Genomic DNA, 20,804 nt, shown 5'->3' on the forward strand with positions numbered 1-20,804 from the left:
CGCAGCGCGATGACGCCGCCGCCCAGCACCAGCACCAGGCGCAGCACCTGGGTCGGCATCGGCAGCACCAGCCCGACACCGGCGCAAACGAGCGCCAGGATCAGCACCGGCAGCGCCATGCCCTGGCGGATCAGCCCGAGCCCGAGCCGGCCAAGGAAGACCAGCAGGAGCGAGGCGATCACCTCCTCCGGCCGGGCTTCGATGCCGAGACCGGTGGGGCGGTCGACGGTGCGCAGGCCGACCAGCGGCACGGTCAGCAGCAATGCCACGAAGGCGGCCAGCCCGGCGTCCTTGACGGTGGCGGCCCAATCGACGCCGCGCGGGGCGGTGCGTCCGGCGGAGAGGGTGTTGGAGTGCGTTGGACGATGGTCAGATCGGTATCCGCCACCATCACCTTGGCGCGCAGCGCATCGAGCGCCGCCATCCTGCGCTTGAGTGCCAGAGTGTGCTTTCCCCGTCCGAACATCGGTCCCTCTCCACTTGAATGCGCCGGTATGTTCTGGATCGTATTGAAAGCAAACAATCTGTCTATCAGGGGGAATCCGGGATCATGCAAAATTCAGACTTGCTGAATTGAAAAATGAATTTTCGATTCAATCTTATTGAAAGCATATTCGGGAATTGGTCCTCACATATTATCGGGCGGAAATACCGGTTCACTGCTTTTCAACATATGAAATAAACATGATTGTTATCGTTCAGAAAGTGCCAAGCCCCATTTGGTTAAGCATCATAAAGCGCGGAATATAATTTTATTCTGCGAGACAGGGATTTCCGATGAGTGAAATCATGGGAAGATGCTCTGAAAGCGGAAAGGGCAATCGCATGAGCAAGCTCATGGTCTTTCCAAGAAACCCGCCATCGCTGCGAAGGCGCAATGAGCGCTGACCTGGAGGTTCCATTTCTGTTGAAGCCAAGCGCGCGCCCATAAGCGGTCCGCGCTCCCGTTTTGCATAAAATCCACCAAACAAGGATCAAAATCCTATAACCTCTCCGCACCCCCGTCCATTCACCTTGCGGAGCGACGCCATGGCCCTCGACAGCCGTACCTTCCAGAACGACAATTTCCCCCTTTGGGCCGAAGAGCCGCCGGTGCCGTCGGCAGGCTCGCTGGTGCCCGGTTCGCAGTTCCATGAGGAGCAGTGGATCATGGCCGCCGGCATGCTGGCCCGCGGCAGCAGCTTCCTCTATGTCGCCCGCGCCATGGGATGCAGCCGGACGACGCTCTGGCGCGCCTATTACGGCTCCAAGGATTTCCGTCACAGGGTGTGGTGGGAGCGGCAGGCTTTGCGCCGCGAGGCCGACCTGCGGCTCTCGTCGCTGCGCAGTCTGGTGGTCGAGCAGATCGAACGGCTGGTCTCCTCCGGCGATCCGTCGACCGTGCGCTGGCTGGCCGACCGGCTCGGCATCCTCGACGGGCTCGCCACCCAGCCGGCACAACAGCCGCAGACCCGGCAACCGCCGGAAGACCTGTCCGCCGACCCTGGGGCCGACCCTGCCGCCGACCTCATTGCCGATCTCGACGACGACAGCATCCCCGGCGCCTTCCGCGAACGCACCCCGCCCGATCCGCGCGCCGTCGCCGCCATCCTCGCCCGCCCGGAAGCGGTGGGGCCGAAGGGCGTCTATCCCTACACCCTCAACCCCGACGATCCCTATCCCACCCTCGGCTCGGCGCTGGAACGCCGGGGCAAGGCCGCCTTCGAGCGTTTGTAAGGCGAGCGTCTGTGAGGCGGGCAGGCCGATGAACATGGAACAGCAGCCGGAAACCGTTCCACGCTGTTCCATTCCCCAGGAGGTCCCCCCAGGAAGTAAGGATCGGCGGAGTCTTCCCCCCGCCGATCCCCCAAACACCAAAGTCGAATCCTCAGCCCTGCCTGGCCTTCAGCGCCGCCAGACGGTCGGACAGGCTGGTCGGGGCGGTCTTGCCCGACGCGGCGGCCAGCGCGGCGGCGATGTTGGGGTCTTCCTTTTCCGGGGTCGACGGGCGCAGCAGCTTGGCCTTGGCGTTGGCGGCCTCCGCCGCGGCCAGATCCTTGGCTGCGGTGTCCTGCATCGCCTTCAGCGCGACGGTCAGGCCGCTGGTGGCACTGGCGAGGCCGGCGGCCTGACGGGCGGCTTCGGCCTGACGCTCGGCCATGGCGCGCTGCTGGTCGGCGCGGCCCATGTCGCGCTGGGCGCGGGTCAGCTCGGCGCGGGCGGCCTTCAGCTTGGCGCCGGCATCGGCGTAGTTCTTCTCCAGCATCTCCAGGAACTCGCGCGCCTCGACGGCGTCGCGGACCTCGCGCTCGATGTCGGGGGCCATCTCCTCCAGCATGGCGATGACGGTCTCCAGGCTCTTCTCCAGCCCGGCCTTGCGCGACGGGTCGGTCTCGCCGTCGATCTGGCGCTGGAGATGCTCGGCCGCGGCCATGCGCTGGGTCGACAGGGCCTTGATCTCGTCGGCCTCGCGCTGCTCGCGGTCATGGATGGCGCGGGCTTCCGCCACCTGCCGGCCCAGCCCGTCGAGATGCTGCTCCATGGTCCGCAGCTCCGCCTCGGTCGCGGACTTCGGATCCCAGCGGACCAGCGCCTCCATGGCGCCCTGGACGGCCTGGTCGGTCTTGACACCCATAAGGTTGCGGATGAAGGCAAGCATGGCTGATTCCTGTCGAAGGAGGGTTGTTGGAGGCGCCCCCGGACCAAGACCGCGGACGCTTCGCCTGCACAGATGGGGTGGGGGCGATCCGGGAACCAGACCCCCGTCCTTACCTCTCGGGGGAGATTTATCCCGCCATGGCGGCGGCGTTGATCACCGCCACCCCCAACTGGACGCCGACCAGCGTCGCCGCCGACGCGACGTTGCCGGATTCGATCTGGCCGCGCAGGTCGCGGATCAGCAGGGTCGCCACGGCGAAGGCGACCAGCTGGAGGATCACCGCCACCACGCCCCACAGCACGATGTCGAGCAGGAAGCTGCTGGTCGCCAGCGTCGCCGCCAGCGGAATGGCGATGGCCACGATGGACCCCGCCAGCGTCAGGCCGCCGGCGGCATTGCCTTCCGCCACCAGACGGCGCTCGTCGAAGGGGGTGATGCGGGTATAGACGGCGACGCCGACCGCCAGCAGCGCCAGCGTGACGGCGAGCTGGACCAGCAGCACCGGAAGGCCGGTGCCGAGCGCGGTCAGGATGGAACCGAAGGTGCTTTCCATGGGGCCGGCACTCTTGTCGTGTGGGTGGTTAGGACAGGGAGAGGGAGGCGGGATTGACGTCGATGCCGGCGGCGATCTCGACCGACGCGCGGCCGGCGCGCTCCACCGCCTCCACCAGGATATATTCGGTGGCCGGCGCCGGATCCCCGGCTCCGGTGGGCGCGCCGTACAGCATCGACTGGCTGGTCACCGTCTCGGTCCCGCGCAGGGTCTGGCGCGCCTCGCCGAGGGTGAAGGGCTGGATGCGGCTGGCGCCCGGCTGCCAGATGCGGGGATAGAGCTTGCCGTCCTTGGTCTGGAATTCCGGCCAGCCGATCATCCCCTCCGCATCGTCCAGCCAGAAGCCCCACTCGCCCTCGTCGGACGGGGTGACGCTGTCGATGGGGGTGAAATAGCGGCACTCGTCCGGCTGCCCGTCGGGGCCGAGATGGATCTGGAAGAAGCCGCCTCCCGGCAGATGCAGGCGGTAGACGGTGGCCGGGCCGGAGGTGACGGTTCCCACCGCCTCGATCGACACCAGCCGGTCGGTGCCGGTGTCCGGCGCCTTGACCTTGGTGGCGCCCTCCGCCAGCAGGAAGGGGGTGGGGTCGATGGTGACCGTCATGCCCAGCCGGAACAGCGACGGGCTGTAGGCCTTGCCGCCGAGCTTCTGGTTCACATAATTGCCGAGCGTTCCGAACAGGGGCACGTCCGATCCTCCCTTGGAGCCAGAGCCCGTGGAGACAGGGCTGTTGGCGACTGCATTTGGTTTGGATGGCGCATCCATCCGCCGCCGCGCCCGCCACAGCAGGAACAGCACCGCCGCTCCCAGCAGCAGCAGGCCCCACCACCAGAAGCCGTGCCCGGAGCTGCGCGACGCCTGCGCGGCGCTGGCGCTGTCCACCGAGCTGGCCGAATCGGCACGCGCCAGATCCGCCGGCACGTCGGGCGGCAGCTGGCCGGCCTGGCGCGGGGTGCCGGCCTGGGCCGCCACCGACTGGTCGAGCTGGTCCAGCTTGCCGCGCAGCTCCGCATTGTCGCGGGCCAGCCGGTCGGCCTCCTGGCGCCATTCGCGATAGCCGGGGTCGTCGGCGTTGTTGTGGAAGAAGGCGGCATGGCCCGGCCGGGTCAGCGTGTCGAGCATGAACCACAGGAACAGCCCGTCCCAGACACCGAAGCGGCGCGGGGCGCTGACGGTGTAGGGCGGCGGGCTCCAGCCATAGCCGCCATAGGGGTTGGCCGGCGCCGGGCGCGTCGACGGCGTGCGGTAGGAGGACCCGCCCCAGCCCCAGCTGGACCCGCCGGAGCTGTTGGACCCGCCGGTCCGTCCCTGGGTGGAGGCGGCGGGCGGCGGCGCGCCCGGCTGGGCCGGCGGGGTGCGGTCGGCCTCCTGCTTGGTGCGGTAGCGGTTCAGCGCATCGGCCGATCCCTGCTGGCTGAAGGCCTTGTCCCCTGCCGAGGTCGGCGGGGCGGCGACCGACGGGGCGCTGTTGCCCGGCCGGGCATAGCCGCCGCTCGAACTCGAAGACCCGCCGGAGAACCAGCCGCCGCTTCCGGTGGACGGCGTGCGCGAGGAGGTGGAGGGGCGGGAGTATCCGCCGCTGCTGCTGCTGCCGACGGACGGGGTGCGCGACGGGCGCGAATAGCCCCCCGACGACCGGCTGCTGGACCCGGCGCGGGCCTCGGCCTCGTCCGGAGCCAGCGTGATGGCCGCTGCGGTGACAGCGATTGCAAGCGGGGCGGGGGCCGCGGGAGCGGTCAGGACGGTGCCGACGGGGGCCGCCAGCGGCTGCACCATCATCAGCAGGGCGACGGCGGCTGCGCGCCATCGCTCCGTCCAGCGGTCCCGATGCAGGGTGGGGCACCGGGTGGGGCACTGGCTGGGCCTGGGGGGCTTCGCGGTCTGCGTCATCCATCCTCTCGCGCGTCATCCGGAGCCGGTTCAACCGGCCCTCCCGGCGATTCGTTGCGCGAGGGTAGGCAGATACGCGGCGGCGCTCAAGGGATTAACCGTCGCGACCGGCCCCTATGCCTTCCGTCAGGAGACGGTGGTCGCCGTCCGCTTGCTCTGTGCCGGTTCCGGTTGCGGCGGGCGCAGGGTGGGCGGACCGCCGGCTGCGGTGACGAGGCGGTCGCTCGCGGCCTCCAGCCGCTCCTCCAGGTCGCGCATCGCTTCGGCGCGCGGCTGTCCGGGCATGATCGGCGGCAGGAACTCCACCACCACCGTGCCGGGACGCTTCAGGAAGCTCTGGCGCGGCCAATAGAGGCCGGCGTTCAGCGCCATCGGCACGATGGGGATCTTCAGGCTCTCATAGAGCACGCCGACGCCGATGCGGTAGGGGCGGTAGGTGCCCGGCGCCACGCGGGTGCCCTGGGGGAAGATCACGATGGGGCGGCCCTCGTCCCGCACCGGGCGGGAGTTGCGGATCAGCGACTTGATCGCCGCCCCGCCGGCGCCGCGGTCGACCGGGATCATCTTCGCCTTGGCGGCATACCAGCCCCAGATCGGGATCCACATCAGCTCGCGCTTCAGGATGATCGCGGGGTCCTTCACCAGCAGGTGAAGCTTCATGGTCTCCCATGCCGACTGGTGCTTGGCCGCCAGCAGGAAGGGGCCGTCGGGCAGGTTCTCCCGCCCGCGCACCTCGTAGCGGATGCCGACGAGCGTGCGCTCCAGCCAGCCGACGGTGCCGAGATACCATTTCACCACCGCGACCATCTGCGGACGCGGCAGCAGCAGCATCCACAGCAGGGCGAAGCACATCAGCGCGGTCCAGAGGTGGAACACGATGTTGAAGGCGAGGGACCGGATCCAGATCATGGCCGGCAACTTGTCAGGTCTTCACCGACTTCTCAAGTATTCCGCGCAGTGCGGGAGAGGACGGCCGGCGGATGGCGGCCGTTTGCGGGGCAGGGTGGACTCCGCTCTCCACCGGGTGCATTGTCCCCGGCATGGAGGGGTGGGGCGCGGAGAGGTGGCAAGCTGTGGTGGAACCGTGATCCGTTTCGAGAATGTCGGCCTGCGCTACGGCACCGAGGCGGAGGTGCTGCGGGACATCAGCTTCACCCTTCAGCCGGGCTCCTTCCATTTCCTGACCGGTGCCAGCGGGGCGGGCAAATCGTCGCTGCTGAAGCTGATGTATCTGGCCCACCGGCCGTCGCGCGGGCTGGTCACCCTGTTCGGCCGCGACATGGCGATGGTGACCCGCCGCGACCTGCCGGAACTGCGCCGCCAGATCGGCGTGGTGTTCCAGGATTTTGCATTGCTCGACCATCTGTCGGCGCTCGACAATGTGGCGCTGCCGCTGCGCATGGCCGGCACGCCGGAGGCCGACGTGGTCGCCCATTGCAGCGAGATCCTGCGCTGGGTCGGGCTGGGCAACCATCTGCACGCCACGCCCTCCACCCTGTCGGGCGGGCAGAAGCAGCGGGTCGCCATCGCACGGTCGGTGATCAACCGGCCGCGGCTGCTTCTCGCCGACGAGCCGACCGGCAACGTCGACGACGGCATCGGCATGCGGCTGCTCTACCTGTTCGAGGAACTCTACAAGCTGGGGACCACCGTGGTGATCGCCACCCACAACGAAGCGCTGATCCGCCGCTTCGACCACCCCCGCCTTCATCTCGACAACGGCCGGCTGATGGTGCTGCCGGCGCGCGGCCGCGTCGAGGCCCGCGCGAAGGACGCGCGGGCCAATGACCCTGGCCCCATCGATCAAAGGTGGGAGTAGCGGCATGGCGCTTCGTCCGGTGCGGCCCCGTTCCGACCTGCCGCTGGCGGTCGATCCCTCTTCGCGCTTTCTCGGCTGGATCACCGCGCTGATGGCGTTCCTGGCGGCGCTGGCGCTGGCCGGCGCCATGCTGGTGACGGACATGGCCCAGCGCTGGGACAGCGGGCTGGCCGGTGGCCTGACCGTGCAGGTGGCGCCGATGCCGGGCGCTCCCGTCGCCCCGCTGGACGAGCGGGCGGAGGCGGCGCTGACCGTCCTGCGCTCCGTCCCCGGCATCCGGTCGGCGACCCTGCTGGGCGGGGGGGAGATCGCCCGGCTGCTGGAGCCCTGGCTGGGGGCGGGGGCGGCGGACCCGCTGCTGCCGATGCCGCGGCTGATCGACGTCGTCGCCGACGGGCCGGTCGATGTCGCCGCCCTCCGCCTGCGCCTGACCTCCGCCGCGCCGGGGGCGACGCTGGACGACCATGCGGTGTGGCTGGCCGATCTGCGCTCCTTCGCCGGGGCCATCCGTCTGGCGGCGCTGGGCGTGGTGGTGCTGATCGGGGCGGCGGCGGTGATGACCGTGGTCTTCGCCGTGCGCACCGGCCTTGCCATCCACCGGCCGGTGGTGGAACTGCTGCACCTGATGGGCGCCACCGACCGCTATGTCTCGCGCCAGTTCGAACGGCATGTGGTGGGCCGCAGCCTGCGCGGCGGCGGGATCGGGCTGCTGCTGGCCGGCGGCACGATGTATGGGTTGCACCGCGCCTCCCAGGGGCTGCGGGCCAGCCTGCTCCCCGACCTGGCGTTGCAGCCCTGGCAATGGGGGGCTCTGCTGCTGGTGCCGGCGGGGCTGGCCCTTCTGGCGCTGGTCACCGCGCGCTGGACCGTGCTGCGCACGCTGGAGTCCATGCCGTGAATGGGGCCATGAGTGGGACCGGGGGGCGGGCGGCACCATGATGAGCCAAGGTCACCGGCGGCGCGGCGGCGGAATGATGGCGCGGGCGATTGCGCATGTGATCGCCGGCATGCTGGTGCTGGCGGCCGTCTGGCTGGGCGGGCTGTTCTGGTATGCGGCCGACGTGCCGCGCTCGTCCCCCGGCGGCGCCGATGCCGAACGGCCGACCGACGCCATCGTCGTGCTGACCGGCGGCAGCCACCGGCTGGGCACCGGTCTGGAACTGCTCGCCGCCGGCCGTGCGAGGAAGCTGTTCGTCTCCGGCGTCTATGACGGGGTGGATGTGCAGGAACTGCTGAAGCTGTCCCGCCGCTCCCCGACCGAACTGGAATGCTGCATCACGCTGGGCTATTCCGCCGACAGCACCATCGGCAACGCCTATGAGACGGCCGACTGGATGCGCGACCAGGGATTCCGGTCGCTGCGGCTGGTGACGGCCAACTATCACATGCGCCGCAGCCTGCTGGAGCTGTCGATGGCGATGCCGGATGTGGAACTGGTTCCTCACCCCGTCGTCGCCCCCACTGTCCATCTCGACGACTGGTGGATGTGGCCCGGCACCGCCAACCTGCTGGTCAACGAATACAACAAGCTGCTGGTGGTGGGGTTGCGCTGGGCGGTCCGCCGCGCGGTTCGGGACTGATCCCGGGACAAGGATGGCAATCTTCAAAAGCGAATGAGAATGACTTGCAATTGGTCGCGGGCAGGGTTAGGGTCCTGTCCAGGGTTCACGCCCGGACATCGCCAACCGCAACGTCCGTCCAGCAAGAAAGACTCGCCATGCACGACAGCGCCGTCTCCGTTCCCGCTTCCTTCGCCGCATCCCTGCCGGTGGTCGAATCCGGCCGCCTGATGTCGGGCAGCCGCGAGATCGTGATCCAGCACGCCGGGCAGAGCTACCGCCTGCGTGTGACCCGCGCCAACAAGCTGATCCTCACCAAATAAAACGATCTTCAAAGAACCTTCCGGGAAAAACGCCGCCGAGAATGGGCGCCTGACCATATTGGTCCGGCGCCCATTTTCTCATTTGTGATGACCTTTCACGCCCGCCCTTGTACCTCATAGCCGGCATCCTCGATGGCTTGGCGGAGGGCGGATTCATCAGCGCTGCCTTCGATCGCGACTTCGCCGGCCTTCAGGTCGACCAGGGCGCGTTCCACGGTGGGGAGGGCCTCTACGGCCTTGGTCACGGTCTGGGCGCAATGGCCGCAGGTCATTCCAGAAACCTTCAACGTCAGCATGGAACTTCTCCCTTAGGGGTTAAGGAGCACAGGTGATTTGGAAAGGCTGCACCTTCCAGCAACGGGAAGGTCAAGCGGCATTCCGCAGGTCCGCTCAACCACCCGCGACCCTGATCGTCACGCCTCGAAGCGGCATCTCGAAAAAAAGACTTAGTCTTGAAAACGAGACGGCTCTTCGACCGATAATCTCGGAAAAGAGAAATTTTGGTCTGTGGCGGTTTTTGTGTGCACTGCAACAAGTCCGCTATTCCAAAGGTTTCGCCTGCGACAAGTTGTCAATGCCGCCCTGGCATAGCCTTTGCTGATACGGATGCATGCACCCCGTCCTGGGATTTCCAGGCCCGGGATTTTCCAGGCCCGGGATTTTCCAGGCCCAGGATTTTCCAGGAAAGAGCGCCGCGATGCCGCTTGTCACCGCCACAACCCTTCTGCCTGTACCGGCGCGCCGCGTGTGGCCGCTGGTGCGGTGGGATGGCGCTGTCGGTGAATGGTATCCCGGCGCGGTTTCCATGACCGTGGATGGGACGGAAAAGGGCGCGCTCAGGCGCCTGCGGCTTTACGACGGCTCGCCGGTCGTACACCGGCTGGAACATGTCAGCCGGGTCGATGACGCCTACACCTATACGGTGATCGAGGGGCCGTATCCGGTTGCCGACCTGCTGGCGCAAATCCGCCTGCGGGCCGATGGGGAGGGGCAGGCGGTGCTTCACTGGACCGCCACCTTCCATCCCTCCGCCTTCCACCCGCAGGAGGGGACGGAGGCGGAAGCCGAACGGTTCGTCCGCGACCTCTACGACGCCGGCATGGCCCGGCTCCGCACTCTGCTTCATCAGTGAATCGCGAAAACGACACTCCAGACGCCAAGCGTCGGAAAAGAATAACCGAGGGAGCATCGTCCAAATGAGTTTCCTGATCTGCCTGGGAGCGCTCGCGTTCCTCATGCTGGTCGCCTACCGGGGCTTCAGCGTCATCCTCTTCGCGCCGGTGGCGGCGCTGGGAGCCGTGCTGCTGACCGACCCGTCCGCGGTGCCGCCGATCTTCACCGGCCTGTTCATGGACAAGATGGTCGGCTTCGTGAAGCTGTACTTCCCGGTCTTCCTGCTGGGCGCGGTGTTCGGCAAGGTGATCGAGCTGTCCGGCTTCTCCAAGTCGATCGTCTCGGCCGTGATCAAGCTGGTCGGGCGCGAGCGTGCGGTGACCTCCATCGTCCTGGTCTGCCTGCTGCTGACCTATGGCGGCGTGTCGCTGTTCGTCGTGGTCTTCGCCGTCTATCCCTTCGCGGCCGAGATGTTCCGGCAGGGCGACATTCCCAAGCGCCTGATCCCCGGCGTGATCGCGCTCGGCGCCTTCACCGTCACCATGGACGCGCTGCCGGGCACGCCGCAGATCCAGAACATCATCCCCACCACCTTCTTCAAGACCGACGCCTATGCCGCTCCCTGGCTGGGCCTGATCGGTTCGGTCTTTATCCTGACGCTGGGACTGCTGTATCTGGAATGGCGCGTCCGTTCGGCCATCGCGCGCGGCGAGGGCTATGGCAGCGGCCACACCAACGAGCCGGAAGCCGTGGCGTCCGAGGCGCTGCCGAACCCGATCCTGGCGCTGTCGCCGCTGGTCGCCGTCGGCGTGCTGAACAAGCTGTTCACCATGGCGATCCCCAGCGTCTACGGCGCCACGAATGAGGTGGCCCTGACCCCCGGCGCCAAGCCGCTGGTGACGCAGGTCTCCGCCGTCGCCGGCATCTGGGCGGTGGAAGGGGCGCTGCTCTGCGGCATCCTGCTGGTGCTGGCCTTCGCCTGGAAGCCGGTGTCCCAGCGCTTCGCCGAAGGCACCAAGGCCGCCATCGGCGGTTCGCTGCTGGCCTCGATGAACACGGCGTCGGAATACGGCTTCGGTGCGGTGATCGCGGCGCTGCCGGGCTTCCTGGTGATCCGTGACGCGCTGGCCGCCATTCCCAACCCGCTGGTGAACGAGGCGGTGACCGTCACCGCGCTGGCCGGCATCACCGGCTCGGCGTCGGGCGGCATGAGCATCGCGCTGGCGGCGATGGCCGACCAGTTCATCACCGCCGCCAATGCCGCCGGCATCCCGATGGAGGTTCTGCACCGCGTCGCCTCCATGGCCAGCGGCGGCATGGACACCTTGCCGCACAATGGCGCAGTCATCACCCTGCTGGGCGTCACCGGCTTGACGCACCGGCAATCCTACGGCGACATCTTCGCCGTCACCTGCATCAAGACGCTGGCGGTCTTCTTCGTGATCGCCGTCTACTACCTGACCGGGATCGTCTGATCATGAAGAACAAACTCATTTCTCTGGAGGACGCCGTCGCGCGCATTCCCGACGGGGCGTCCCTGCTGATCGGCGGCTTCATGGCCGTCGGCGGCCCCAACCGGCTGGTGGACGAGTTGATCCGCCAGGGCAAGCGCGACCTGACCATCATCGCCAACGACACCGCCCGGCCCAACAACGGCCTGGGCAAGTTGGTGGTGGAGAAGCTGGTGCGCCGGGTCGTCACCAGCCACATCGGCCTGAACCCCGAGACGCAGAAGCAGATGATCGCCGGCGCCATTGAGGTGGAGCTGGTGCCGCAGGGCACGCTGGCCGAGCGCATCCGCGCCGGCGGCGTCGGGCTGGGCGGCGTTCTGACCGCCACCGGCGTCGGCACCATTGTGGAGGAGGGCAAGCGCACGGTCGAGATCGACGGCGTCACTTATCTGCTGGAAATGCCGATCAAGGCCGATTTCGCGCTGGTCGCCGCCAAGCAGGCCGACCTGTACGGCAACCTCACCTACGCGCTGACCGCCCGCAACTTCAACCCGCTGATGGCGATGGCCGGCGCCACCGTGATCGCCGAGGCCGAGGACATCCTGCCCGTCGGCTGCATCCCGCCCGACGCGGTGATGACGCCGTCGGTGCTGGTCGATTACATCGTCGCCGCAACGCCGCGCTGATCGGGGAGTAGAGAGCCATGGATGAAAAGACCCTGATCGCCAAGCGCGTCGCGCTGGAGCTGATGGACGGCGACCTCGTCAACCTGGGCATCGGCCTGCCGACCCTGGTCGCCCGCTATGTCCCCCCCGGCCGCCACGTGTTCTTTCAGTCGGAGAACGGCATCGTCGGCATGTCCGGCCCGATCACCGGGGCGGAAAACCACGACCTGACCGATGCCGGCGGCTCGCCCATCTCGGCCCTGCCGGGGGCGGCGTCCTTCGACAGCGCCTTCTCCTTCGGGTTGATCCGCGGCGGCCATCTGGACGTTACCGTGCTGGGCGGCCTGCAGGTGGACCGCGAAGGGCGGCTGGCCAACTGGATGGTGCCGGGCAAGATGGTGCCGGGCATGGGCGGCGCTATGGACCTCGTCACCGGCGCCCGCCGGGTGATCGTCGCCATGCAGCACAGCGCCAAGGGCGAGGCGAAGATCGTCGAACGCTGCGCCCTGCCGCTGACCTCGGTCCGCCGGGTCGATCTGGTGGTGACCGACCTCGCCGTCATCGAACCGACCGACGCCGGCCTCGTCTTGAAGGAAACCGCCCCCGGTGTCACGGTGGAGCAGGTGATCGCCAACACCGGGTGCGAACTGATCATCGCCCCGGACCTCCGTTCCATGCCGATCGAAGGATAAAGAAGAATGACCAATCTGAAGGGGAAGGCTGCGCTCGTCACTGGGTCCACCAGCGGGATCGGCCTTGGGATCGCACGGCAACTGGCGGGCCAGGGCGCCGACCTGATGCTGAACGGCTTCGGCGATGCCGGCTACATCGCCGAGCTGTGCCAGTCGCTGTCCAAGGAGTTCGGCGTGCGCGTCGCCCACAACGGCGCCGACATGTCGAAGCCCGAGGAGATCGAGGCGATGGTCGCCGCCACCGAGGCGGCCTATGGCCGGCTGGACGTGCTGGTCAACAATGCCGGCATCCAGCATGTGTCGCCCGTCGATGCCTTCCCGGTGGAGCGCTGGGACGCGGTGATCGCCATCAACCTGTCGGCCGTCTTCCACGGCACCCGCGCCGCTCTGCCGGGCATGAAGGCGCGCGGCTGGGGCCGGGTCATCAACATCGCTTCGGTCCATGGGCTGGTGGCTTCGGTCAACAAGTCGGCCTATGTCGCCGCCAAGCATGGCGTGATCGGCCTGACCAGGGTGACGGCGCTGGAACTGGCGGAGACCAACATCACCTGCAACGCCATCTGCCCCGGCTGGGTGTTGACGCCGCTGGTGCAGAAGCAGATCGACGCGCTGGCCGCCACGCGGGGCCTGTCGGTGGAGGAGGCCGGACGCGAACTGCTCAGCGAGAAGCAGCCGTCCAAATCCTTCGTCACGCCGGAACAGCTGGGCGAGTTGGCGGTGTTCCTGTGCTCCGAGGCCGCCGGCAATATGCGCGGCGCGGCTCTGACCATGGATGGCGGCTGGACCGCCCAGTAAATGGAGCGTCGGCCCAAGCGGTTTAAAAGCGGCTTGGGCTGGACGGGCACAGAAGCGTCCCGGGAGCGGATCGAAAGGTCCGTTTCCGGGGCTGCTTCTTTCCGGTGTCAGGTGTCGCTGGTGGCCGGAACGGTATCGAAGGGCGTCGCGATGAAGGGGCGGCCCTGTCCATGGCCGGCGCGGGCATGACCGCGTTCGGTCGCCGCCTGCCGGAAATAGCCGACAACGAACACGCGCAGGGCATTTGCAAGGGAAACGCCCGACCGGGATGAATGGCGGGCCTGCTGTTCCATGCGGTCACGCACGTCGTCGCACAACTCGTCCACCGTCATAACTTCCCGCCGGCAGATCTCCTCCAGCCCCTCCCAGTAGGAAGGCTCAAGCCGGATCGAAACGTCACGTCCAGACAATTTCAGCGTGCGAGAGGCCAGAGAAGCGGCACCTGTGGATTGATCGACGTGAGATTTGCTGTCCCCAACGCTCGACATGTTCGTATGCCCTCGTGCTACCCGTGCGATTGCCCCCAACGCATGAACACTATAACGCGACCACAACCGGTTTTGGGAACAAAACTTTAGGCATGTAAGGATTCCCCCTAGGGGGTGCGTTCCGGATCCCCGGCCATGTCCTTGAGCAAAGCCAGATCGTTGATGACGATAAAACCTTTGGCATATGTCACTGTTCCGGTCCTGCGCAGGGCGCCGAGACACTTGTTCACCATTTCACGGGTGACGCCCAGCATGTTCGCCAATGCTTCCTGGGACAGGGGCAAGGTCAGCCGCAGACCGGCCGGGGTCGGCTGCCCGTAACTGTCCGACAGCAGCAGCAGCCGGCGCGCGAGCCTGCGTGGAACACGGCGTCCTCGATGTTCTCCGACACCCAGCGCAGCCGGTCGCAAAGGACGATCATCATGCGGGTGCAGAGGCGCGGGTGGCGTTCCAGGAAGGGGATGAAGTCGGCGCGGTCGATCCGGAACAGCTCGACCGGCCGCAGGGCGACCGCGGCGGCGGTCCGCTCCCGGCCGTCGATCAGCCCGATTTCGCCCAGGACATCGCCGGCTTCCAGGATGTTCAGCAGCATGGTCTTGCCATCCGCCGAAGAGGTGCGGATGGCGATCTGGCCCTTCAGCACGGCGAACAGGCTGTCGCCGGGGTCGCCCTTGTCGAAGATGATCTGGTCGGCATCGAAGCGTGCCATGCGGCCCAGAGTCACCATCTCGGCCATCTGCTCGGGATCGAGTTCCCCGAGCAGCCGGTTGCGCCTCAGAACCGATGCGACATCCACAGGCGCGTTCATCCGTCCGTCCAGACACAGTTTCGCGCCGGGCTGGCGGTCATCGCCACCCCGGCGCGATCAGTCTAGCCAAAACGCGCTTACATCGCGAGCGGCACCGCATCGCGCAGGGCGCGTTCCCACAAAACGGTGTGTTCGAAATGGAAACGGGCTTCGGTCGTCGCGTCATCGCTCGTCGCGCGGCCCAGCCGGCGTGCCATGGTGCGGAGCATCGCCTTGGCGTCCTCGCGCTTCTGGTCGAAGCGACCTTGCGGCAGCCAGCCGCGAAAAGCCGCCAGTTCGGAAGCCGGCAGGTCGATGTCGCCGCCCAGCCGCAGCATCCGGCCATAGCCGCGCTCGCGGTAGGGCAGCTCCTTGGCGATGGACTCCAGGCGCAGAGCCGTCCCGGCGGTCAGCACCCGGTCGGCGACCGCGTCGGACAGGGTGCGGCGGATGTTGACCATCGCCTCCGACAGGGAGGTGTAGCCCAACTCGGCCGGGCCGTGGATCACCGCCACCTCGTCGTCGTCTTCCAGCCGGCCGTCGCGGAAGGCCTCGAAGATGGCGCCGACGCCGATCATGCCGAAGGGATACAGTTCCGCGGCGCGCAGGGCCCCCATGCTGGAGGCGCCGAACACCGGGATGCCAGCGTGGATGGCGTAGAGGATTTCCTTGTGCCAGACCGACGGCACGCTTTCGAAAAAGCCGTCGACGATGCCGATGGCCGCTGGCTTTTCGGCGCACAGCCTCAGAACGTCGCCCTGGGCGACCGGCGGGAGATAGGTGGCGTCCAGCTCCAGCGCCGCATCCTCGCGCGGCAGGGTAGGGCCCAGAAAGACATAGACGCCGCTCATGCCGCCTTCTCCATGGCTTGGCTGCCGAGCGCGCGCAGGCCGCGTTCGCCCAGCAGGTAATCGGGGGATTCGTCGGCACCCTCCAGCCCGGGCACGACAACACGGACGACCGGGATGCCGAATTCCGGCTTGGTCAGGTCCACCGCCACCGCCTCCTCGATGCCGGCGGCGCACAGCCTGTCGAGCTGATGGGCGAGATCGGCCTCGATGGTGGGGGCGGCGCCAGTCGGGCAGTGGTGGAAGGACCGCCTGCCGGCGCCCTCCACGATCATCGCCTTCCAGCGGGCATGGTGGGCGGGGTCGAGGTGGCGCTCATACTCGGCACGGGGCATATCGTCGCGAGCGCCGGCGATGAAGGTCAGGCGGCTCTGCGCCGCCTCGGTCAGGGCGCGGGACAGGGCGATCTCGCGCGCCACGTGGCAGCCCATGCCGGTGGCCGGGCGGATGGAATGCTGGGGCAGCTCCTCCCGCTCGACGATGCGGCAGAGGAAGGCGGGCAGGCCGACGTCGCTGGTGGTCTCCCACACGCCGACGGCGACGTCAGCCGCCTCGAAGCGGTCGATCAGTGAGCGGCAGACCGGATCGTCGATGCTGTCCAGGTCGATGCGGGTCGCCGCCTGGGCTGCGGGATCCTGGAGGCGCCACAGGGTGGTCGCGTCGCGCTCCACCAATTCGGTGATGGCGTGGCTGATCGCCTCGACCTTGTGGTTGCCGGATGCCAGGCCGTTGGACCCGGCCAGGAAGGCGCCGTGGCCGGGGGCCATCGGCACGGTGAAATTCAGGTGGACCATTTCGAACGGCACCCATTTTGGGCCGCCGTTCAGCAAGTCCTGACCCTCGATCCACAGGATGGGGCTGTGGGGATTGAAGCTTCCGGTCGACAGCCGGGGCAGGCGGTCGACGTCCACCACCGGATGGGTCCAGCGCAGCTCTTCGAAGCTGGCGAACTTCAGCGGCAGGGTGATGCGTTCGGCGTGGTAGCTCTCGATCGATTCCATGACCCCCGACGCCTTGGCGGCGGCAAGCGTCACACCCTTGCCCTGCGACACCGAGATGGAGCGCGAATTCGGCCGTGTCACCATCACCACCGGAATGCCGACGGCATCCAGCCCGGTGACGTTTGCGACCCGGGTGATCCCCATGATCGGCAGGAACGGGGCGACCCGCGCCAGGGTCTGTTCGGGTGCCACGACCCGGTGGGTGCCGACCGTATGGGCCTTCACCGCATCCGAAACGGAGGCTTTGATATCGAGCAGATCGAAGGGCATCGCGGCTGATCCGGGGCGGAGGAAAATCGAAGAGGCGTCCTGTTCCCGGGTCCGTGGCCGGTCAGCACCTCATCGGTGCTGGTGGCCACGGTCCAAAAACCGGTACCGGGATTCCGATCAGGCGCCCGGGGTGATGCTGAAGCGGCCGGCCTCGTGATCGGCGGCATCGAAGGTGCTGCGGTCACCCGAGCGGACCAGATTCCGGGCGGTCGAGGCCTGGATCTCGGCGATTTCCGTGACGCCCTGAGCGGACACGGCATACAGGCGACCGTCGGCACCACGGATCATCGACGACTGGGAGATGGAGAGCGACATTTTGAATGAACTCCTATCTGGCTTGCTGATGTCGCCAATTCTTAGGATCCGAACGGCTTCGGTCTGTGAAGTTGTTCACTTCATGACCGGGGCGGGCGGAGTATCAGGTGTGTTGAGCGGTTGCGCATCTCATGGGTTTGACGGGGTGCCCTGTGGTCGCGAGCGGTGACGGATTGAGTGGAGAAACGAACATGCTGCGAGCCACCAACAAGAAGCGGGGTAGTCTCGCATCCGGTCACGGCTCCGCCGACCTCGAAGACCTGATGGTTTGGCCGCAGCTCTCCGACCGCGTCGTTTTCATGAACGGAGCAAGATCCAGATTGCGCCTTGAAAAAGCGGTCTGGGAAGGACTGGATGCTATTGCTCGAATGGAAGGAAAGCCGACGCAGCAGTTATGTGCTGAGTTGGAGGAAAAGCGCCTGAAGACAGCCGCACTCAGCTCTACAATCCGCACTTTTGTGCTGGAATATTTCCGCGGAATCGAAGCCGCTTAGGTGGAAATCAAAGAAAAATTTTCTCATTGATTTGGGAGGACATCTTCCTTCCATTCAGGTGACCCAGCAATTCCCTGGCACGTGCTTGGCTTGAGATCTGGGTCGTCAGCAGCGCGGTTTCCAAGGCCGCATGCGCCATTTTGAGCGCTTCCACGCGCTTTCCTACAGATTCCAGGGCGTCCGCATACCAGATCTGGACATGAGGCAACCATCCTAGCGGATGCGGCTTGCCCCGAATCGCCCCCTGCTGGTGGAAAAGCGCGAAGCTGCGATCGAACATCGCGAAACCGGCCTCCCGGTCTCCCGTCAGGACCGACGCATATCCGATGCCGCCCATAACCAGCGGCAGCAGCAGCGGAGCGTGTATGGCGTGCCCGATGGACAATGCGGTTTCGAATGCAGGGACGCTGTCTTTCAAATGCCCGCAGATGATCTGCGTCCATCCCAGATGCGTCAGGGCAAACAGTCTCGAGAAAAGGTGATTGCTTTCCTCGGCGATCTCGACCGACCGGCGACCGGCCTTCACCGCCTCTTCGGCCCGTCCCAGTTGGGCAAGACAGCGTGCCGCGATGCTGCCCATATGCACCTGTGCGACGGTTGCCAGTCCGTAGCGGTCGTGCGGGCGGGACGTGGTGAGCATGGCGGCGCCAAGCTCGAACGTCTCCAGTGCGTCGACGAAAAGCCCCTTGTCCGTTTGCAGGCCGCCCAGCCGGAACAGAAGCTGGACGCGGGTGCGGCGGTCGTCCCGCTCGTCCAGTGCGGACAAGCCGTCCCTGCAAAGTGCCAGCCCCTGATCCAGATCGCCGAAAGTCCACAGGAACGACGCCAGCATCGAGCAGGCGCGGGCATAGCGGATGCGGTCGCCCGACTCCCATGCCATGGCGATGGCCCGTTGCAGGTGGTCGTCCACACCCATCGACCCACGCGGCAGCAGCGACCGCGGAAGTGCGATCAGCAGATCGATCTGACGCGCCGTGTTCCTTGGATGATCCGGCAGATGCCGCACCGCGGCTAGGGCGTTGGCGTAATGCCGGCTGGAGTCCTCAAGTTTGGAGCGGCCCTCGGCCCGTTCGCCCGCACGCCGGCCAAACAGGTGCGCAGCCGGCCAGTTCTCCGCCATGAAGGCATGGTGGGCCAGCAGGTCCAGGCGGTTCGGCAGGTCGTGGTCGCGGCGGTGGCTCAACGCCTCCAGCACGCGGGCATGCAACGCCCGGCGGTCGGACTTGGTCAGGGTGGCGTAGGCGACCTCCTGGATCAGTGCATGCTTGAAGGAATATTCCAGGTTGGGCAGCAAACGGGTGCGCAGCACGAAGCCGGCGCGCTCCAGATAGGCCAGGGAGTCGGACAGGACCGGCGTGGACAGTCCGGTCAGCGCCTGGAGCAGCCCGACGTCGAAGGTGGTGCCGATCACGGCGGCATTCATCAGCAACCGGCGCCGCTCCAGCGTCATCATGTCCATGCGCTCGGCCAGCAGGGCGTGAAGTGTGCGCGGCAGCTTGTGGACCACCAGCGGATCGATCAGCCGGTAGGCGCCCGGCGTGCCCTCGATGGCGTTCGACGCCTCAAGCGTGCGCAGAACCTCTTCCAGATAGAGCGGAACGCCCTGGCAGCGGCTGGCGACCTGGGCCTTCAGTTCCACCAGCGACCAGTCAGGGCCGAGCCAGTGGGCCAGGAAACTCTGCACCTGACCCGGCGACAGCATGCCCAGATCGATGCGGCGCCCGCCCGGACGGCCGCTCCAGCCCCGCTCTTCCGACTCCGGTCCCAGCGGGGGGGGCCGTCGGGTGGCGAGCAGCAGCAGCCGGGCCCTCGACCCCGGCAGCGCTTGGGCCAGCCGGTCCAGCAGCCGCACCATCACCGGCCGGGCCCAATGGGCGTCCTCCACCAGCACCAGCAGCGGTCGGCCCACTGCCCCACTCGCCGTCCCATCCCCCGCGTCGCTTCCACCGCCGGTTCCGAGCGGTGCCGCCAGTTCCAACGTCGCCCCCACCAGACCTTCGATGCCCAAGGACAGGCGCTGCGCCGCGTCCAGGCCGCTCCACAGCTGATCCAACCCGGGCCGGCCGAAAAGCGCGCGCACGGCATCGCCGGCCAGCGAGCCTGACCGGCGGCGTGCCGCCTCGCAGACCCAGCCGATACCCTCCTCGCTGGCGCAGCCGGCCACCTGTTCGGCCAGGCTCAGCGCCACCGCCTCCAGGTCGTCGGGATCGGCCAGCCGGCGGATCGGCATCTGCGGCCATTGCAGCAGGGTCCAGCGCCGGCTGCGCGGGTCGCGCAGGAACTCGCCGACGAGGCGGGATTTGCCGATGCCGGCCTCTCCCTGCAGCAGAAGCTGGGCGGGCGCCCCGGCCTCCACCGAATCTGCGATGGCGAACAGGGTCGCCACCTCCTCCTCCCGGCCGACATGCGGGGCGTCGGTGGCGGACAGCAGGTCGGTGGCGGTGCGGCGGACGGCACGCGCCCCGTCGAGCAGGAAGGCCGGCATCGGCTCCACCTCGTCGGACAGGCGCAGGCTTCCCATCGGGCGCACCGCCACCCCCACCGGGATCAGGTCCAGCGTGTCCCGGCTGAGCTGCGCGGTGTCGGAAGCCGCGCGCTGCTGCAGCTTGGCGGCCATATGCACGCACTCGCCGACCGCGCGATAGTCGGTCCACAGGCCATTGGTCACCACATGGGCGACGACGTCACCCGAACTGATGCCGATGCGGATATGGAAGAGAGGACGTCCCTGTTCGTCGCGGGTGGCGCTGAGGATGTCCTGGGCGGCAAGGCAGGCGCGCAGCGCATGGTCCTCCTTGGCGCCGGGAGCGCCGAAGGTCGCCAGGAAGCCGTCACCCAGCATCTGGGTCACCGTGCCTTCGAAGCGCGGCACAGCCTCCGTCACACAGTTCAGGATCGAAAGAAGCAGATCGTCCGCATCTTCGGGATCACGGCCTGCCACCATGGCGGAGGAGCGGACGATGTCGACAAACATCGCCGTGACGACCTTGCGTTCGCGCGGCTTATCGCCCGGCAGGCGAGATGCCTCCTGCCAGGGACGGCCTTCGTCCGTCGCTGCGCCCAACATGGTGTCCGCCACGTCCGCCCCCCTCGCGGAATTCG

23 protein-coding genes and 1 pseudogene are annotated in these 20,804 nt (G+C 67.4%); 11 read left to right on the plus strand and 13 right to left on the minus strand.

The annotated features are described in order from the left end of the window. A pseudogene (locus CRT60_RS07615) lies at window positions 1-269 on the minus strand (high-affinity branched-chain amino acid ABC transporter permease LivM); the annotation flags it as partial. A gap of 760 nt (window positions 270-1,029) precedes the next feature. Here CRT60_RS07615 and CRT60_RS07625 point away from each other — a divergent pair. Continuing rightward, entirely contained in the window at window positions 1,030-1,716 is a 687-nt protein-coding gene (locus tag CRT60_RS07625; protein WP_098735825.1) for a hypothetical protein, read from the plus strand. A gap of 151 nt (window positions 1,717-1,867) precedes the next feature. Here CRT60_RS07625 and CRT60_RS07630 read toward each other — a convergent pair whose 3' ends face one another. From CRT60_RS07630 to CRT60_RS07645, 4 genes are all read right to left on the minus strand, one after another. Further along, a complete protein-coding gene (locus CRT60_RS07630) occupies window positions 1,868-2,638 on the minus strand; it encodes a hypothetical protein (protein ID WP_098735826.1) in 771 nt (256 codons plus the stop codon). Between the two features lie 127 nt (window positions 2,639-2,765). Next, window positions 2,766-3,191, minus strand: coding sequence for a DUF350 domain-containing protein (locus CRT60_RS07635; RefSeq protein ID WP_098735827.1), 426 nt, complete (start codon window positions 3,189-3,191; stop codon window positions 2,766-2,768). 28 nt (window positions 3,192-3,219) lie between these two features. Continuing rightward, window positions 3,220-5,082: a DUF2491 family protein gene (locus tag CRT60_RS07640; protein WP_098735828.1), complete on the minus strand. Its 1,863-nt coding sequence runs from the start codon at window positions 5,080-5,082 to the stop codon at window positions 3,220-3,222. Window positions 5,083-5,208: 126 nt separating this feature from the next. Beyond that, window positions 5,209-5,991, minus strand: coding sequence for a lysophospholipid acyltransferase family protein (locus CRT60_RS07645; protein ID WP_098736249.1), 783 nt, complete (start codon window positions 5,989-5,991; stop codon window positions 5,209-5,211). Between the two features lie 175 nt (window positions 5,992-6,166). Between CRT60_RS07645 and ftsE the strand changes: the two genes are divergently transcribed. From ftsE to hemP, 4 genes are all read left to right on the plus strand, one after another. Further along, window positions 6,167-6,901 (plus strand): cell division ATP-binding protein FtsE, encoded by a 735-nt coding sequence (gene ftsE / locus CRT60_RS07650; protein ID WP_098735829.1) that lies wholly within the window; start codon window positions 6,167-6,169, stop codon window positions 6,899-6,901. A gap of 4 nt (window positions 6,902-6,905) precedes the next feature. Continuing rightward, window positions 6,906-7,799, plus strand: a complete 894-nt coding sequence (locus tag CRT60_RS07655) for a cell division protein FtsX (protein ID WP_098735830.1) — start codon at window positions 6,906-6,908, stop codon at window positions 7,797-7,799. Window positions 7,800-7,836: 37 nt separating this feature from the next. Continuing rightward, window positions 7,837-8,481 (plus strand): YdcF family protein, encoded by a 645-nt coding sequence (locus CRT60_RS07660; protein WP_342210670.1) that lies wholly within the window; start codon window positions 7,837-7,839, stop codon window positions 8,479-8,481. A 137-nt stretch (window positions 8,482-8,618) separates the two neighbouring features. Continuing rightward, window positions 8,619-8,783 carry a hemin uptake protein HemP gene (gene hemP, locus CRT60_RS07665; protein WP_098735831.1) on the plus strand — a complete coding sequence of 55 codons (165 nt, stop codon included), beginning with the start codon at window positions 8,619-8,621 and terminating at the stop codon, window positions 8,781-8,783. A gap of 95 nt (window positions 8,784-8,878) precedes the next feature. Here hemP and CRT60_RS07670 read toward each other — a convergent pair whose 3' ends face one another. Further along, a complete protein-coding gene (locus CRT60_RS07670) occupies window positions 8,879-9,079 on the minus strand; it encodes a heavy-metal-associated domain-containing protein (RefSeq protein WP_098735832.1) in 201 nt (66 codons plus the stop codon). A 401-nt stretch (window positions 9,080-9,480) separates the two neighbouring features. Here CRT60_RS07670 and CRT60_RS07675 point away from each other — a divergent pair, with 401 nt between their 5' ends. The 5 genes from CRT60_RS07675 (at window position 9,481) to CRT60_RS07695 (ending at window position 13,499) form a co-directional block, all read left to right on the plus strand. Next, window positions 9,481-9,915, plus strand: coding sequence for an SRPBCC family protein (locus tag CRT60_RS07675; protein ID WP_098735833.1), 435 nt, complete (start codon window positions 9,481-9,483; stop codon window positions 9,913-9,915). Window positions 9,916-9,979: 64 nt separating this feature from the next. Beyond that, on the plus strand, window positions 9,980-11,371 hold the full coding sequence (locus CRT60_RS07680) for a GntP family permease (protein WP_098735834.1): 1,392 nt from the start codon (window positions 9,980-9,982) through the stop codon (window positions 11,369-11,371). A gap of 2 nt (window positions 11,372-11,373) precedes the next feature. Beyond that, window positions 11,374-12,033, plus strand: coding sequence for a CoA transferase subunit A (locus CRT60_RS07685; protein WP_098735835.1), 660 nt, complete (start codon window positions 11,374-11,376; stop codon window positions 12,031-12,033). A gap of 17 nt (window positions 12,034-12,050) precedes the next feature. Then, on the plus strand, window positions 12,051-12,704 hold the full coding sequence (locus tag CRT60_RS07690; protein WP_098735836.1) for a 3-oxoacid CoA-transferase subunit B: 654 nt from the start codon (window positions 12,051-12,053) through the stop codon (window positions 12,702-12,704). A gap of 6 nt (window positions 12,705-12,710) precedes the next feature. Next, window positions 12,711-13,499 (plus strand): 3-hydroxybutyrate dehydrogenase, encoded by a 789-nt coding sequence (locus CRT60_RS07695; RefSeq protein ID WP_098735837.1) that lies wholly within the window; start codon window positions 12,711-12,713, stop codon window positions 13,497-13,499. A 107-nt stretch (window positions 13,500-13,606) separates the two neighbouring features. Here CRT60_RS07695 and CRT60_RS07700 read toward each other — a convergent pair whose 3' ends face one another. The 6 genes from CRT60_RS07700 to CRT60_RS07720 all read right to left on the minus strand — a co-directional run bounded on the left by CRT60_RS07700 (window position 13,607) and on the right by CRT60_RS07720 (window position 17,208). Continuing rightward, window positions 13,607-13,987, minus strand: a complete 381-nt coding sequence (locus CRT60_RS07700) for a ribbon-helix-helix domain-containing protein (protein WP_098735838.1) — start codon at window positions 13,985-13,987, stop codon at window positions 13,607-13,609. 107 nt (window positions 13,988-14,094) lie between these two features. Beyond that, window positions 14,095-14,382: a Crp/Fnr family transcriptional regulator gene (locus CRT60_RS36890; RefSeq protein ID WP_244592383.1), complete on the minus strand. Its 288-nt coding sequence runs from the start codon at window positions 14,380-14,382 to the stop codon at window positions 14,095-14,097. Further along, a complete protein-coding gene (locus CRT60_RS07705) occupies window positions 14,274-14,795 on the minus strand; it encodes a Crp/Fnr family transcriptional regulator (protein WP_244592348.1) in 522 nt (173 codons plus the stop codon). Before CRT60_RS07705 ends, CRT60_RS36890 begins: the two co-directional genes overlap by 109 nt. A 77-nt stretch (window positions 14,796-14,872) precedes the next feature. Then, window positions 14,873-15,625 carry a TfuA-like protein gene (locus CRT60_RS07710; protein WP_098735839.1) on the minus strand — a complete coding sequence of 251 codons (753 nt, stop codon included), beginning with the start codon at window positions 15,623-15,625 and terminating at the stop codon, window positions 14,873-14,875. Next, complete coding sequence (locus CRT60_RS07715) at window positions 15,622-16,893, minus strand: YcaO-like family protein (protein ID WP_098735840.1); 1,272 nt, start codon at window positions 16,891-16,893, stop codon at window positions 15,622-15,624. Before CRT60_RS07715 ends, CRT60_RS07710 begins: the two co-directional genes overlap by 4 nt. 117 nt (window positions 16,894-17,010) lie before the next feature. After that, entirely contained in the window at window positions 17,011-17,208 is a 198-nt protein-coding gene (locus tag CRT60_RS07720) for a hypothetical protein (RefSeq protein WP_098735841.1), read from the minus strand. Between the two features lie 191 nt (window positions 17,209-17,399). On the opposite strand from CRT60_RS07720, the gene CRT60_RS07725 reads away from it, so the two are divergent. Beyond that, window positions 17,400-17,702: a ribbon-helix-helix domain-containing protein gene (locus tag CRT60_RS07725; protein ID WP_161957996.1), complete on the plus strand. Its 303-nt coding sequence runs from the start codon at window positions 17,400-17,402 to the stop codon at window positions 17,700-17,702. A gap of 7 nt (window positions 17,703-17,709) precedes the next feature. Here CRT60_RS07725 and CRT60_RS07730 read toward each other — a convergent pair whose 3' ends face one another. Beyond that, window positions 17,710-20,781, minus strand: coding sequence for an ATP-binding protein (locus CRT60_RS07730; protein ID WP_193548412.1), 3,072 nt, complete (start codon window positions 20,779-20,781; stop codon window positions 17,710-17,712). Between the last annotated feature and the right edge of the window lie 23 nt (window positions 20,782-20,804).

The sequence above is a fragment of the Azospirillum palustre genome (genome assembly GCF_002573965.1).
Taxonomy (GTDB): domain Bacteria; phylum Pseudomonadota; class Alphaproteobacteria; order Azospirillales; family Azospirillaceae; genus Azospirillum; species Azospirillum palustre.

What these genes read in the sequence shown, in the direction of transcription:
- CRT60_RS07715 (WP_098735840.1), bottom strand. Translation starts at nt 16,893, where the DNA reads ATGCCCTTCGATCTGCTCGATATCAAAGCCTCCGTTTCGGATGCGGTG.
- CRT60_RS07660 (WP_342210670.1), top strand. Translation starts at nt 7,837, where the DNA reads ATGATGAGCCAAGGTCACCGGCGGCGCGGCGGCGGAATGATGGCGCGG.
- CRT60_RS07705 (WP_244592348.1), bottom strand. Translation starts at nt 14,795, where the DNA reads ATGAACGCGCCTGTGGATGTCGCATCGGTTCTGAGGCGCAACCGGCTG.
- CRT60_RS07700 (WP_098735838.1), bottom strand. Translation starts at nt 13,987, where the DNA reads ATGTCGAGCGTTGGGGACAGCAAATCTCACGTCGATCAATCCACAGGT.
- CRT60_RS07625 (WP_098735825.1), top strand. Translation starts at nt 1,030, where the DNA reads ATGGCCCTCGACAGCCGTACCTTCCAGAACGACAATTTCCCCCTTTGG.
- CRT60_RS07695 (WP_098735837.1), top strand. Translation starts at nt 12,711, where the DNA reads ATGACCAATCTGAAGGGGAAGGCTGCGCTCGTCACTGGGTCCACCAGC.
- CRT60_RS07645 (WP_098736249.1), bottom strand. Translation starts at nt 5,991, where the DNA reads ATGATCTGGATCCGGTCCCTCGCCTTCAACATCGTGTTCCACCTCTGG.
- CRT60_RS07635 (WP_098735827.1), bottom strand. Translation starts at nt 3,191, where the DNA reads ATGGAAAGCACCTTCGGTTCCATCCTGACCGCGCTCGGCACCGGCCTT.
- CRT60_RS07640 (WP_098735828.1), bottom strand. Translation starts at nt 5,082, where the DNA reads ATGACGCAGACCGCGAAGCCCCCCAGGCCCAGCCAGTGCCCCACCCGG.
- CRT60_RS07725 (WP_161957996.1), top strand. Translation starts at nt 17,400, where the DNA reads ATGCTGCGAGCCACCAACAAGAAGCGGGGTAGTCTCGCATCCGGTCAC.
- hemP (WP_098735831.1), top strand. Translation starts at nt 8,619, where the DNA reads ATGCACGACAGCGCCGTCTCCGTTCCCGCTTCCTTCGCCGCATCCCTG.
- CRT60_RS07710 (WP_098735839.1), bottom strand. Translation starts at nt 15,625, where the DNA reads ATGAGCGGCGTCTATGTCTTTCTGGGCCCTACCCTGCCGCGCGAGGAT.
- CRT60_RS07630 (WP_098735826.1), bottom strand. Translation starts at nt 2,638, where the DNA reads ATGCTTGCCTTCATCCGCAACCTTATGGGTGTCAAGACCGACCAGGCC.
- CRT60_RS07685 (WP_098735835.1), top strand. Translation starts at nt 11,374, where the DNA reads ATGAAGAACAAACTCATTTCTCTGGAGGACGCCGTCGCGCGCATTCCC.
- CRT60_RS07690 (WP_098735836.1), top strand. Translation starts at nt 12,051, where the DNA reads ATGGATGAAAAGACCCTGATCGCCAAGCGCGTCGCGCTGGAGCTGATG.
- CRT60_RS07670 (WP_098735832.1), bottom strand. Translation starts at nt 9,079, where the DNA reads ATGCTGACGTTGAAGGTTTCTGGAATGACCTGCGGCCATTGCGCCCAG.
- CRT60_RS07675 (WP_098735833.1), top strand. Translation starts at nt 9,481, where the DNA reads ATGCCGCTTGTCACCGCCACAACCCTTCTGCCTGTACCGGCGCGCCGC.
- CRT60_RS07655 (WP_098735830.1), top strand. Translation starts at nt 6,906, where the DNA reads ATGGCGCTTCGTCCGGTGCGGCCCCGTTCCGACCTGCCGCTGGCGGTC.
- CRT60_RS07680 (WP_098735834.1), top strand. Translation starts at nt 9,980, where the DNA reads ATGAGTTTCCTGATCTGCCTGGGAGCGCTCGCGTTCCTCATGCTGGTC.
- CRT60_RS07720 (WP_098735841.1), bottom strand. Translation starts at nt 17,208, where the DNA reads ATGTCGCTCTCCATCTCCCAGTCGTCGATGATCCGTGGTGCCGACGGT.